Source organism: Rhizobium cauense, from assembly GCF_019511525.1.
Lineage (GTDB): Bacteria > Pseudomonadota > Alphaproteobacteria > Rhizobiales > Rhizobiaceae > Rhizobium > Rhizobium cauense.
In genome coordinates this window covers 375,265-388,494 of the sequence record NZ_JAEUAT010000002.1, presented here as the reverse complement: position 1 = coordinate 388,494, position 13,230 = coordinate 375,265, and the positions used below count along the sequence as shown (strand labels likewise).

Annotated in this window: 11 protein-coding genes, 2 tRNA genes and 1 riboswitch; of the genes, 2 read left to right on the top strand and 11 right to left on the bottom strand. The window is 58.7% G+C overall.

Annotated features, from left to right (window positions below):
• Nucleotides 1-18 precede the first annotated feature (18 nt).
• From JNB88_RS05100 to JNB88_RS05080, 5 genes are all read right to left on the bottom strand, one after another.
• A complete protein-coding gene (locus JNB88_RS05100; protein ID WP_037127317.1) occupies nt 19-621 on the bottom strand; it encodes an NADH-quinone oxidoreductase subunit C in 603 nt (200 codons plus the stop codon).
• 15 nt (nt 622-636) lie between these two features.
• On the bottom strand, nt 637-1,221 hold the full coding sequence (locus JNB88_RS05095; RefSeq protein WP_220354515.1) for a NuoB/complex I 20 kDa subunit family protein: 585 nt from the start codon (nt 1,219-1,221) through the stop codon (nt 637-639).
• Nucleotides 1,212-1,577 (bottom strand): NADH-quinone oxidoreductase subunit A, encoded by a 366-nt coding sequence (locus JNB88_RS05090; protein WP_056820230.1) that lies wholly within the window; start codon nt 1,575-1,577, stop codon nt 1,212-1,214. Before JNB88_RS05090 ends, JNB88_RS05095 begins: the two co-directional genes overlap by 10 nt.
• Before the next feature lie 324 nt (nt 1,578-1,901).
• Nucleotides 1,902-1,978, bottom strand: a tRNA-Asp gene (locus JNB88_RS05085).
• 53 nt (nt 1,979-2,031) lie between these two features.
• Nucleotides 2,032-2,108: transfer RNA gene (locus JNB88_RS05080), tRNA-Asp, on the bottom strand.
• 598 nt (nt 2,109-2,706) lie between these two features.
• Here JNB88_RS05080 and JNB88_RS05075 point away from each other — a divergent pair.
• Nucleotides 2,707-3,312, top strand: a complete 606-nt coding sequence (locus tag JNB88_RS05075) for a class I SAM-dependent methyltransferase (RefSeq protein WP_220354514.1) — start codon at nt 2,707-2,709, stop codon at nt 3,310-3,312.
• A gap of 6 nt (nt 3,313-3,318) precedes the next feature.
• Here JNB88_RS05075 and JNB88_RS05070 read toward each other — a convergent pair whose 3' ends face one another.
• The gene (locus JNB88_RS05070) at nt 3,319-3,720 is read right to left on the bottom strand and encodes a (R)-mandelonitrile lyase (protein WP_220354513.1); all 402 of its coding nucleotides are present in this window, start codon (nt 3,718-3,720) and stop codon (nt 3,319-3,321) included.
• Between the two features lie 293 nt (nt 3,721-4,013).
• Between JNB88_RS05070 and JNB88_RS05065 the strand changes: the two genes are divergently transcribed.
• Nucleotides 4,014-5,000, top strand: a complete 987-nt coding sequence (locus JNB88_RS05065) for an aldo/keto reductase (RefSeq protein WP_220354512.1) — start codon at nt 4,014-4,016, stop codon at nt 4,998-5,000.
• Between the two features lie 68 nt (nt 5,001-5,068).
• On the opposite strand, the gene JNB88_RS05060 is transcribed toward JNB88_RS05065, so the two are convergent.
• From JNB88_RS05060 to clpX, 5 genes are all read right to left on the bottom strand, one after another.
• Nucleotides 5,069-7,279: an esterase-like activity of phytase family protein gene (locus JNB88_RS05060; RefSeq protein WP_220354511.1), complete on the bottom strand. Its 2,211-nt coding sequence runs from the start codon at nt 7,277-7,279 to the stop codon at nt 5,069-5,071.
• A gap of 71 nt (nt 7,280-7,350) precedes the next feature.
• Nucleotides 7,351-8,250, bottom strand: coding sequence for a DMT family transporter (locus JNB88_RS05055; protein WP_220354510.1), 900 nt, complete (start codon nt 8,248-8,250; stop codon nt 7,351-7,353).
• Between the two features lie 82 nt (nt 8,251-8,332).
• A riboswitch (FMN riboswitch) is annotated at nt 8,333-8,483 on the bottom strand.
• 121 nt (nt 8,484-8,604) lie between these two features.
• Complete coding sequence (gene hupB, locus JNB88_RS05050) at nt 8,605-8,880, bottom strand: DNA-binding protein HupB (protein WP_007531759.1); 276 nt, start codon at nt 8,878-8,880, stop codon at nt 8,605-8,607.
• 207 nt (nt 8,881-9,087) lie between these two features.
• Entirely contained in the window at nt 9,088-11,502 is a 2,415-nt protein-coding gene (gene lon, locus JNB88_RS05045) for an endopeptidase La (RefSeq protein ID WP_220354509.1), read from the bottom strand.
• Nucleotides 11,503-11,917: 415 nt separating this feature from the next.
• Nucleotides 11,918-13,195: an ATP-dependent Clp protease ATP-binding subunit ClpX gene (clpX, locus tag JNB88_RS05040; protein ID WP_016553599.1), complete on the bottom strand. Its 1,278-nt coding sequence runs from the start codon at nt 13,193-13,195 to the stop codon at nt 11,918-11,920.
• Nucleotides 13,196-13,230 lie beyond the last annotated feature (35 nt).

Sequence of the window (13,230 nt, the reverse complement as noted above, 5' to 3'; positions counted from 1 at the left end):
GAAATCCGAGCCTCATCTTCACTTCGCCGCCTTCTCGTCTCCCGGCAGCACGTAGTCGGTGCCCTCCCACGGAGACGTGAAGTCGAAATTGCGGAATTCCTGCTTCAGTTCGACGGGTTCATACACGACGCGCTTGGCAGCATCGTCGTAACGCACCTCGACGTAACCTGTCGTCGGGAAGTCCTTGCGTAGCGGGTGACCTTCAAAGCCGTAGTCGGTCAGCAGGCGACGCAGGTCGGCATGGCCGGAGAACGGAATGCCGTACATGTCCCAGGCTTCGCGCTCAAACCATTCGGCGCCCATGTAAACTGCAGTGGCCGAGGGAACCGAGTCACCGTCGGCAACAGCAACCTTGACGCGGATGCGCAGGTTCTGCTTCGGCGACAGCAGGTGATACACGACATCGAAACGCTTTTCGCGCTGCGGCCAGTCGACACCGCAGATGTCGATCATGCTGATAAAGCCGCAACGTGCATCGTCCCGCAGGAAGGTCAGCAGCGCCAGAATCGTTTCCGGCGTCGCGGTCAGGTTCAGTTCGCCATAGCTGATCGAGGCATCAACGAAGAGATCCCCGCGCATTTCGCGGAGATATGAAGAAAGTTCGCTCAAGGCTTCACTCATGACAGTCCTCCGCCCTTAGCGCTCGATCGTTCCGGTCCGCCGGATCTTCTTCTGCAGAAGCAGCACGCCGTAAAGCAGTGCTTCCGCCGTGGGGGGACAGCCCGGCACGTAGATATCGACGGGAACGACGCGGTCACAACCGCGAACAACCGAATAGGAATAGTGGTAGTAGCCGCCGCCATTTGCGCAGGAGCCCATCGAAATGACGTAACGCGGCTCAGGCATCTGGTCATAGACCTTGCGGAGCGCAGGCGCCATCTTGTTGGTCAGCGTTCCGGCAACGATCATGACGTCGGACTGGCGCGGCGAAGCGCGCGGAGCAACACCGAAGCGCTCCATGTCGTAACGCGGACCGGAGACCTGCATCAGGCCCTCAACGGCGCAGCAGGCCAGACCGAACTGCATCCACATCAGCGAACCCGTACGGGCCCACGTGATCAGATCGCGGGTCGAGGTAACAAGGAAACCCTTGTCGGCCAGCTCATCATTGACTTCGCCGAAGAACGCACTGTCGCTGCCGATCGGCTTGCCCGTTGCGGGATCAATAATGCCTTTCGGGTGCGGCGCGACGAGCGCCTTGTCGCTTTGGGCTACTCCCATTCCAGGGCTCCCTTTTTCCATTCATAAATAAAGCCGATGGTCAGCACGCCGAGGAAGACCATCATGGACCAGAAGCCGAACCAACCGATCGCGCCGAAAGAAACGGCCCACGGGAACAGGAAGGCGACCTCGAGGTCGAAGATGATGAAGAGGATCGACACCAGATAGAAGCGGATATCGAACTTCATACGGGCGTCGTCGAATGCGTTGAAGCCGCACTCGAAAGCCGAAAGCTTTTCCGAATCAGGCGCCTTGTAGGCAACGGCAAACGGCGCAATGAGAAGCGACAGGCCGATTACAAGGGCGATACCAATGAAAATAGCGATCGGAATGTAGGAACTGAGCAGTCCAGTCATCAGGTTCTTCCCTGCTTGCGGGCTGCGCCGGGAGGCGCAAGTGGGCAATTGCCCGGCAAGCGAACGTGCGTTGCAACAGAGCCGTCGTTAGCGCAGCCAGCGCCACGGCGCAAGACTTTTAGAACAGCAATTCCACCGTCGAGGCGCGACATTATCAAGCAGATGCAATGATGTCGCGACAAAATCCACGCAGGTTGATTCCTGCTGCATGCCTGCCCATCGGATATTGCATGGCTCGCAACAGAAAACAAAGCGCATACCGCTTGAATCGAGCACAATTCGACCTGCAGACGCATTGGGAAATCAATTGTCTATTGAAAGAAATGGCGCGAGTGACGGGGCTCGAACCCGCGACCTCCGGCGTGACAGGCCGGCACTCTAACCGACTGAGCTACACCCGCGCATAGTGGACATAAAGACCGGATCAAGCACCCTACAGCACTTTGCCTTGAAATGGCGCGAGTGACGGGGCTCGAACCCGCGACCTCCGGCGTGACAGGCCGGCACTCTAACCGACTGAGCTACACCCGCATTCATTTCAAGCGATCCGGAAGCTTTCGCGTCCGTGTCAAAGCAGCCTCGCCGCTTCGATGAGCGGCTAACTAAGGGGTTCGCATTTCAGTGTCAAGCAGCTTTGGAGACAAAACGATGACAGTCCGCGAATTGTTTTGGGAGAACGAAAATCCCTGCGCAAATTCAGTGTATTACAATAGGAGTAATCGGTGACCGCGCGCAGACGCCCCGTCCCGGCCCTCTCCTGCCCATCCACAGCTCAAAAACCCAAGAACAAAGGCGAGATGAGCCGCACCCGCCATAAAAATAAAAGACCTTCACAAACATTCTTGCGCTTTATCCGCGATCCGCGAGATCACGGCCACCGACGCGACGGATCGGGCCGGACCTATCTCGCGAGGGCGATTAGCTCAGTCTGGCCGCGTTTACATCGAGGCTGTCGGAAGTTCGAGCCTCTTTTAGAAGTGTGGGGTTTCGACTGGCCAACGCGTTCGTCATCTCTGCAGTTTCCGGCCGGCATCGCGGCTCGTGGGTAGCCAAGCACCCAAATGGCTCGCTATATGTACGCTGGCTCTCAATGAATTGAATCTCACATACCACCTCCAGGAATGACATCATGAAAACACGCGAAGAACGGCAGGCGCAGCGCGCAAGTATGCCGCGCACGACACTCGCTGCGCATCATATGGAGAACGCACGGCTGTTGCCGGATCGCGGCGAGCTCCTCTATCGTATTCCCAATGGTGGCGTCGGCGTCGAGGTTGGAGCGGCCTTCGGTGAGTATACGGCCGAGATCCTGGAGAAGAATCGGCCGTCGCAGCTTTATCTGATCGACCCATGGAGCATGGATCGCTACAGTTCAGGCCTCGATCGTATCCATACCCAATTCCAGAGCGAGATCGACAGCGGCCGGCTGCATCTGATGCAGGGCACGTCTCTCGAGAAGCTGGCCGAGTTCGAGGACGATTTTCTCGACTGGGCCTATATCGATACAGACCATTCCTTCGAACTCACCTGGCAGGAACTTCTGCTCTGCGAGAAGAAGGTGAAACGAACGGGCCGTATCGCGGGGCACGATTTCTGCACTGGGAACACTGTCAAGCCGATCGTCTATGGCGTCGTCGAAGCGGTCACCAAGTTCTGTAAGGATTACGGCTGGCAATTCGAGTTCCTGACGGTCGAATCGCACGCGCACTTTTCCTATTGCCTGAAGCGCCTCTGACCGGCATCACGCCTTTCCGGCGTATTGCTCGTCGCTGACGTGCTCCATCCAGTCGGCGGCACTGCCGTCGAGCGCTTCGTGAATCGCGATGTGCGTCATCGCGGTATCGGGTGCAGCGCCGTGCCAGTGTTTTTCGCCCGGGGCAAACCAGACCGTGTCGCCGATACGAATTTCACGGATAGCACCGCCCTCGCTCTGCGCGAGCCCCATGCCCGCAGTAACGATCAGGGTCTGCCCCAGCGGATGCGTGTGCCAGGCGGTTCGGGCACCTGGTTCGAACGTGACGCTGACCACCCTCACCCGTGCCGGAGCTGGTGTCTCCATCAATGGATCCTGACGAACCAACCCTGTGAAATATTCTGCCGGCGCCTTCATAGAAGCCCGCGAGCCGCAGGGTTTGATCTCCATCTGAGTTTCCTTTTCGAACGTGACTATCTGCAAGGTCGACCGTACGCCAAGCGCCTTCGTTGGCCAAGCGACGCGACGCTATCGCGCGCCCAATCGCTCCCAACCACAGACCGCTTGTCACCAGCCAGAGACCATTATGCGTCGGCAGCAGACTGAGCTTTCAACAGTGTTGTTTACTCGTTCCCTGGAGAAACGGCGACGCCCCGGAGATACCGCCCTATCTCCCCCTTAGGCGCTTGCTCCTCGGCCGACTGACTGCTAGGGCGAGGCATTTCATTACGCGGAGGATTTCCATGAAACAGCATTCTTTTGGCCACTTGCCCCATACTGTCACGAATATCGGCTTCGGCGCATGGCAGATTGGCGGGGCGTGGGGTGATGTCAGCGAAGCTGACGGCCGTGACGCGCTGAATGCGGCGCTCGACGCCGGCATGACCTTCATCGATACCGCCGATGTCTACGGCGACGGTCGCTCAGAAAAAATCATCGCTGACGTACTCCAGAACCGAGGCGGCGAACGGCCGATGGTCGCGACCAAGGCGGGGCGTCGGCTCAACCCGCATGTCGCCGATGGCTACACCAAAGCCAATCTCGAAGCCTTCATAGATCGCAGCCTCAAGAACCTGCGCGTCGACAGCCTCGACCTCGTGCAACTGCATTGCCCGCCGACCGAGGTGCTTTATCGCCAGGAGGTCTTTGAAGGCCTGAATGAGCTGCAAAAGGCCGGCAAGATCATGGGCTACGGAGTCAGCGTCGAAAAGGTCGAGGAAGCTCTGAAGGCAATCGAGTATCCCGGCGTCGTCAGCATCCAGATCATCTACAACATCTTCCGCCAGCGACCCGATCATCTGTTCTTCCAGGAGGCTCGCCGCAAGAACATCGCCGTCATCGCCCGCGTGCCGCTCGCAAGCGGTCTGCTGTCCGGGAAGATCACGCGCGAGACGAAATTTGCGAGCGACGATCACCGCAATTTCAATCGTCACGGCGAGGCCTTCGATGTCGGCGAGACGTTCGCGGGCGTCCCTTTCGACGTTGGTCTGCAAGCGGTGGAGGAAGTACGCAAGCTCGTGCCATCAGGCGCGACAATGGCGGCTTTCGCACTGCGTTGGATCCTGATGAGCGATGCCGTCACCGTCGTCATTCCGGGGGCGCGAAACGCCGAACAGGCGCGCGCCAATGCGGCGGCAGCAAGCCTCGCGCCGTTGTCGCACGAGGTGATGGATGCCACGCGCGAGATCTATGAGCGGCTGGTTGCTCCTTATGTCCATCAGCGCTGGTAAAACGGGCACCGACAAAGAAAAATGGCCGGGTATTGACCCGGCCATTTTGTTTCATGACTGAGCTATCCTCAGTTGGTGCCGACGAGATTGACCTGGAAGAACAGAGTCTCACCCGAGGAATCATCGACACCGTCATTGTCCGTGACGGCATACGGCGTGCCGGAGGCATCGAAAGCAAAGCCTTCGAGCTTATCGAGGACATAGCCATTGGTGGCGGCCTTCAACTCCGGAAGGAAGTCGTGGGCCTCGGTCTTCTTCACTACCGGCAGATCGCCGCCGAGCTTGGCGGGCTTCAGGTCCGATATCGCAACCTTGTAGAGCTTCTTCAGCTTGGCTGTGTTACCGACGAGATTGTCGCGCTCGATGATGTAGACGCTGTCACCGTGAGCTGAGATTTCGGAAAGACCAACCCAGCCCGCTTCGGACTTGTCGAGCGGATAGCGGACGGCGCCCCACTCCTTGTTCTTCGGATTGTAGGAGACGAGTTTGACGAAGCCCTTCTCGTCATCCTTCCACTCGCGCTGAACAGCCATCCACAGTGTCGCGTCGTCGCCGGAGCCGGTGATCGTCACGCCTTCAAAACCGTAGCGGATCTCGTTGGCCAACAGCTCCTTCGGAAGTGCGATCTCTTCCTTGATCTCGCCCTTCGGGTTGACGTGATAGAGGGCGTGCGGCACCAGCTTCTCACTGTTGCCTTCCGACGCCAGCCAGAACCAGCCCTTTTCGTCGACGGCCACACCCTCGATGTCGAGCTTCTGCGCGGGCTGACCGTCGCGCTTCACTGTTAGCGTTTCAGTGATCACAGCAGGCTTCTTGCTTGCGTCGATCGTGTAGATCGTCGGCTGCGAGCCGAGAACGCTGTCGCTGACAGCAAACAGCTGGCCCGGCTTTTCCGGAACTGCGGCAAGGCCGGAGAGTGCTGCGAAGCCAACAGGATTTCCATCCTTCTCGGCGGCAACGATCTGCGGATAGGCCGGCTGACCTTCGGCGAGCTCGTAGAGCATCACGTGTGACCGCGGGCCGCCATCCTCACCAAGATCGACTTCGTTGGCGGTAGCGAGAAGATTGCGCGACGCTACGGCAACAGCGCCCTCCGGTGAAACGCCAGACGGAAGGATCTGAACCAGTTCAGGCTCGGCACCGGTATCCTTGTAGACGCCGACGACGGAGGCGCGCTCTGCAAGCAGGAATATGTATTTCTGACCTGCGATCGTTGCCACTTCCAGACCTTCTGGCTCGACGCCCTTGGCGGCTGAGCGCTTGTCTGGATAGTGGCCGGTATTGGCTACGGCACGTTCGAACGAAGCGCCGGATTCGTAGAGCACCTTGCCGGTCTTGTCGAAGATCGTGAAGCCGCGCGAGCCACCCTGATAGTCACCTTCGTTGGCGACAACGAGACGGTCATTGTCGAGCCACTTCACGGCGTCGGGCTCACGTGGAATACCCTTGAGTTCGCCAGTGAATTTCAGTGCGCCGTCGCGCTTGGTGTCGATACCCGCAAGATCGACGGTGCCAGCCGAGAAGTGCGTCTTCACCGTTGCGGTCGTCGCATCGATTATGACGATTTCGTTGTTCTCCTGGAGGGTTAGGGCGATCTCGTTCTGGTCATTGAACGAGACAAATTCGGGCTCTGGATCTTCAGGCGCAACGCCCGCAAGACCCGTCAGCGTAACGTGCTTCATCGAGCCGCAATCGACAGTTCCGCCCTTGAGCTCAAAGACGACGAGGTCGCCCGCCGGCATCTGCGGGATCTTGCCGTCGTTCACTTCTTCGTCACGCTCGTTCTCGATCGCGATCGCACCGAGGGTCTTGTCCTTGTTAAGCGCGATGGAATCCGGCTGGCCGCCGAGATCACAGGCGCTCTCGATCTTCCTGGTGGCGATGTCAACGATCGCCAGGCGTCCCGAGGGCTTCTCCTTGCTCTCGGAAGTATTGACGGCAACCAGCGCCTTGCCAGCGGTTGAGGTAACGGACGTCGGTTCGCCGTCCATCATCAGCGCGCCCCCGGCCTTCGGGGCCTTGGCGTCCGAGATATCGACAAAGCCAATGGCACCGAGCGGGCTGTCGCTATAGATCAGCATCATGCCGTCGTCGGTGGCCGTGATGATTTCCGCCGAAGTCGCAGAAAGCTTGTCTTTCCCTTCCGGCAAATTGGATGCCACCGGGAATGTTGCGATGCGGTTGAAAACAGGCTCCGCGGCGGCCGGAAAGGCGGCCGTCGTCAGAAGCGCGGCAACAATCGCTGTCTTGTGCGAAAAAGCTGTCATGAAATCCCCCATGAATTCAAACAGAGGCTTCTTGCGGGACGGGTATGACAGCGGAATGACACCCGGAAAGTATTCTGACGATGCTAGCCGGTTCGCCGTTCCTTCCTCATTTCGTTCCTCATGATGAAGAGCGATGCCCCAAGGATCAGCAGAGCCCCCAACCACAAGTAACCCGTCGGCGCATAACCGAAAACCACCCACCCGGCGAAGACATTGAGCGGCAGCTTGAGATCGTCGAAGGGCTGGATGTAGGCGGCGTCTGCCGTTGAATAGGCCAGCGTCAGAAAATACTGGGCGATCACGGTCAAGAGGCCTGCCGCAACGAAAAGCAGCAAGGTCGTTCCTGACGGGATGCTGAAGCCTGCCGCGACCGCCAATCCACCATTGATCGGCGTCAGGAGGGCAAGTAGCCACACGGTAATGGTTTCCGGTCGTTCCACTCCCGTTAGGCTCTTGGTGATCAACGACGAGGCGCCCCAGAGAAGCGCCGAGAGGATTGGAAGGAGCGCCGCCCAACTGAAACTGTCCGACCAGGGCTGCAGAATGATCATCGCTCCGACGAAGCCGGTGGCGGTTGCGGCCCATCTCGCCGAGCCAATGTACTCACCAAGGAAAATGCGCGCCCCCATGATGATGAAAAACGGCGACGTCATCACCAGCGCAATCGCCTGCCAGATCGGCACGGACGCGAGGCCTGCGACCCACGTCGTAACGCCGAAGGCTGCCAAGGCAACGCGTATGATGTGACGCCAGGGATAGCGGGTTCGCATCGCCCCGAGGCCCACACGCCGGAGAAAGGGCAGCGAAAAGACCAACGCAAAGGCGTACTGCCAGAAAGCCGCCGAGGCGGCGGGAAAAGCGAGCTTCATCGTCACCCACTGCGTGACGACATTGAGGATCGAGAAGGCGAGGCCCGCAGCAACCATCCAGGCAGCGCCGACCATTGCTCGCGAAGCGGAAAATGTAGGGGAAGTCTGATTCATGTCTTTCTTTCCGAAACCAACACAAATCAGGACGCATGAGCGCGATACCGCAGCTGGGGCAGAATCCGCCCTCGCCCGCTCCGCTCATTCTCTTTCATCCGGACTGTAACCGTCGGCTCCGGAGTTGCACCGGATCTGCTGACCCTTCCGGCACCAGGGCCGGCAGGCGCTCGCGGGCTTGAGCCGAGGCTCTTACCGCCGGTGGGGACTTTCACCCCGCCCTGAGAACAGCCATTTCGTAAGACAAAGCTCGCGTTCCGACAAGGCCGCGAAATGCAAAAAGGGTCCGGCCATGGCCGAACCCTTCGAAACTTGCACCGCCGGTCTCGTTGCCCGGCGCCAAGCAAATTCATATCAGCCGTTGACGGCGTCCTTCAGGCCCTTGCCGGGCGTGAACTTCGGCACGTTGCGAGCCGGAATATCGACTTCAGCGCCGGTCGACGGATTACGGCCCTTCGTAGCAGCGCGATGGGAAACGGTGAAGCTACCGAAACCAGCGAGGCGAACGTCGCCCTTGCCCTTCAGTTCAGCCTGGACAACTTCGAAAACAGCGTCAACTGCCGAAGCAGCATCAGTCTTCGAGAGTCCTGCCTTTTCAGCAACTGCGGACACGAGTTCATTCTTGTTCATGTTTCCACCCCTTTCTAAATGGTTCGAAACGACTCAAATCTATAAGCTAGGCGCAGAATAGAGTTCATCAGGCCCGCCGCACCCCAAAGACCCTGCAAATCAAGGAAATGCAAGAGTCCGTGCGGCTATTTCACAAAAAAAGGCTGGCGTTTTCGCCAGCCTTTTCAGGGTTTTTAAGCAATTGGGCACGAATGTGGCAAACATGGCTCAATGAGCTATGGTTGCGCCCGTTTCGTCGAGCCCTTCGACCGTTACGATAACGGGTGTTTCCACCGTGCCATCCCACTCGATCGCTTCCGGTCTGCGAACCAGCGCATGCTTGATCACCTCGCCCATACGGGACACAGGGATGATCTCCATGTTGTTCTTCACGTTATCCGGAATCTCCGCCAGATCCTTGGCGTTTTCTTCCGGGATCAACACCTTCTTGATGCCACCGCGAAGCGCTGCAAGCAGCTTTTCCTTCAGACCGCCGATCGGCAGAACCCGGCCGCGCAGCGTGATTTCACCGGTCATGGCGACATCCTTGGAAACCGGGATGCCTGTCATGATCGAGACGATCGCGGTTGCCATGGCGACACCAGCCGACGGACCATCCTTCGGCGTTGCGCCTTCCGGCACGTGCACGTGGATGTCGCTCTTGTCGAAGCGCGGAGGCTCGATGCCGAAATCAACAGCTCTGCTGCGGACGTAAGATGCCGCCGCGGAGATCGATTCCTTCATGACTTCCTTCAGGTTGCCGGTCACGGTCATACGACCCTTGCCCGGCATCATGACGCCTTCGATCGTCAGCAGTTCGCCGCCGACTTCCGTCCAGGCCAGACCGGTAACGACACCAACCTGATCCTCGCGTTCAGCTTCGCCGTGGCGGAAGCGCGGAACGCCCAGGTAGTCGTCGATGTTTTCGGCCGTCACATGAACGGACTTCGTCTTGCCCTTGATGATCTCGGTAACCGCCTTGCGGGCGAGCTTCATCAGTTCGCGTTCGAAGTTACGAACACCGGCTTCGCGGGTGTACTGCTGGCTGATTGCCATCAGGGCATCGTCGCTGACCGAGAATTCATTCGGCTGCAGCGCATGTTCCTTAATGGCCTTCGGCAGCAGGTGCCGTTTGGCGATTTCGCGCTTTTCGTCCTCGGTGTAACCGGCGATACGGATGACTTCCATGCGGTCCATCAAAGGTGCCGGAATGTTCAGCGTGTTCGCCGTCGTGATGAACATCACGTCCGACAGATCGTATTCGACCTCAAGGTAGTGATCCATGAAGGTCGAGTTCTGAGCCGGATCCAGCACCTCGAGCAGAGCCGATGACGGATCACCGCGGAAATCCTGGCCCATCTTGTCGATTTCATCGAGCAGGAAGAGCGGGTTGGACTTCTTCGCCTTCTTCATCGACTGGATGACCTTGCCGGGCATCGAGCCGATATAGGTGCGGCGGTGACCGCGGATTTCAGCTTCGTCACGAACGCCGCCAAGCGCCATGCGGACATACTCACGGCCGGTCGCCTTGGCGATCGACTGAGCGAGCGAGGTCTTGCCGACACCCGGAGGGCCGACGAGGCACAGGATCGGACCCTTGATCTTGGTGGCGCGGGCCTGCACGGCCAGATACTCGACGATGCGTTCCTTGACCTTGTCGAGACCGAAGTGATCGGCTTCGAGGATCTTTTCGGCGTTGTTGAGATCCGACTTGATCTTCGACTTCTTGCCCCACGGAATGCCGAGCAGCCAATCGAGATAGTTGCGGACAACAGTCGCCTCAGCCGACATCGGGCTCATCTGCCGCAGCTTCTTCAGCTCGGCATCGGCCTTCTCGCGGGCTTCCTTCGACAGCTTGGTCTTGGAGATGCGCTCTTCCAGTTCGGCCATCTCGTCGCGGCCTTCCTCGCCGTCGCCGAGCTCCTTCTGGATCGCCTTCATCTGTTCGTTCAGGTAGTACTCGCGCTGGGTCTTCTCCATCTGGCGCTTGACGCGCGAGCGGATGCGCTTCTCGACCTGAAGGACCGAGATCTCACCTTCCATGAAGCCGAGCGCCTTTTCGAGGCGAGCCTTGACGCTGGTGGTTTCCAGCATCTCCTGCTTCTCGGTGATCTTGATCGACAGATGCGAGGCAACCGTATCCGCAAGCTTCGAATAATCGTCGATCTGGCTAGCAGCACCAACGACTTCCGGCGAAATCTTCTTGTTGAGCTTTACGTAGCTTTCGAACTCGGACACGACAGAGCGGCTGAGTGCTTCGAGCTCGACCGGATCGTCATGCGGCTCTTCGAGGACATGGCCAAGAGCCTCGTAAAAGTCCTCACGATCGGTGTAGGCGTCGATCTCGGCGCGCGCGCGGCCTTCCACCAGAACCTTGACGGTGCCGTCAGGCAGCTTGAGCAGCTGCAGTACGTTGGCGACTGTGCCGACGTTGTGGATGGCGGACGGTTCCGGATCGTCGTCGCTCGCATTGATCTGTGTAACGAGCATGATCTGCTTGTCCGACCCCATGACCTCTTCGAGCGCACGGATCGACTTCTCGCGGCCGACGAATAGCGGCACGATCATATGCGGGAAGACGACGATGTCGCGCAGGGGCAAAACCGGATATGCGATGCTCGCAACTGACGTTTTCTTCGTCATTTTATTTCCTTTCCATCGTCCCGTTTCCGGGCTCTTCTGGCGCGGCCACTAGAACCGGGCCGCACTCCACTTGAGACACAAGTGGAGGTTCTGATTATGCTTTTCAAGCTGCGCCATGGCCGGTGTCCCCCTGGACATGACAGCTATGCGACAACGGAACACCTTCACTCTGGAGCACCAGCCTTGACCGGCGCTTGCCACTTCCGCGCCGGCTAACACACACGACCGAAACACACCAACGGAATCATTCCATAATTGCCACGGACGTCGAAATCCGCAACGGCAGCAGAGGCGCTTTCCGACCTCTTTAGCAAGATTTATCAGGGTCGTGCACTGGTTTTGAAATAGAAAGGGGCCTGCCGACGGCAAGCCCCTCAAATTCACGGTTGATATCATAAAGATATCAATAACGGCGTTACGCCGAGGCGTTCGCCTTCTCATCCTGGCGATCGGCATAGATGTAGAGCGGGCGAGCCGAGCCGCGTGCCACCTCTTCCGAGATGACGACTTCGCGCACACCTTCAAGCGCCGGCAGTTCGAACATCGTGTCGAGCAGGATCTTCTCCATGATCGAACGAAGGCCACGGGCGCCGGTCTTGCGCACAATCGCCTTGCGGGCGATTTCGCGAAGAGCATCCTCGTGGAAGGTCAACTCCACGTCTTCCATCTCGAACAGGCGCTGGTACTGCTTGATCAGAGCGTTCTTCGGCTCGGACAGGATCTGGATCAGCGCATCCTCGTCGAGATCCTCGAGCGTTGCCAGAACCGGCAGACGACCGATGAATTCCGGGATAAGGCCGAACTTGACCAGATCTTCCGGCTCGAGTTCGCGCAGAACTTCGCCGACCCGTCGGTCATCCGGAGCCTTGACGGTCGCGCCGAAGCCGATCGAGGTCTTCTCGCCACGGGCGGAGATGATCTTGTCGAGACCGGCGAATGCGCCGCCGCAGATGAACAGGATGTTCGTCGTATCGACCTGCAGGAATTCCTGTTGCGGATGCTTGCGGCCGCCCTGTGGCGGTACCGAGGCAACCGTGCCTTCCATGATCTTCAGAAGCGCCTGCTGGACGCCCTCGCCCGACACATCGCGGGTGATCGAAGGATTGTCCGACTTGCGGGAGATCTTGTCGACTTCGTCGATGTAGACGATGCCGCGCTGGGCGCGTTCAACGTTGTAATCGGCAGCCTGGAGAAGCTTCAGGATGATGTTTTCGACGTCTTCACCGACATAACCGGCTTCGGTCAGCGTCGTCGCGTCAGCCATCGTGAAAGGAACATCGATGATGCGGGCGAGCGTCTGGGCAAGGTAGGTCTTGCCACAGCCGGTCGGGCCGACCAGCATGATGTTCGACTTCGCCAATTCGACTTCGCCGTTCTTGGAGGCGTGTGCGAGGCGCTTGTAATGGTTGTGAACGGCAACCGACAGGATCTTCTTCGCCTGGCGCTGGCCGATGACGTATTCGTCGAGAACCTTGATGATGTCCTGAGGCGTGGGAACGCCGTCACGGGACTTGACCATCGAGGACTTGTTCTCTTCGCGAATGATGTCCATGCACAGTTCGACGCATTCATCGCAAATGAAAACCGTCGGTCCGGCAATCAGCTTCCGGACTTCGTGCTGGCTCTTTCCGCAGAAGGAGCAGTACAGGGTGTTTTTAGAGTCGCCGCCGTTGCTGCCGCTGACCTTGCTCATATCACTTTCCTTCCAGCACGCCGCATTTCAAGGTG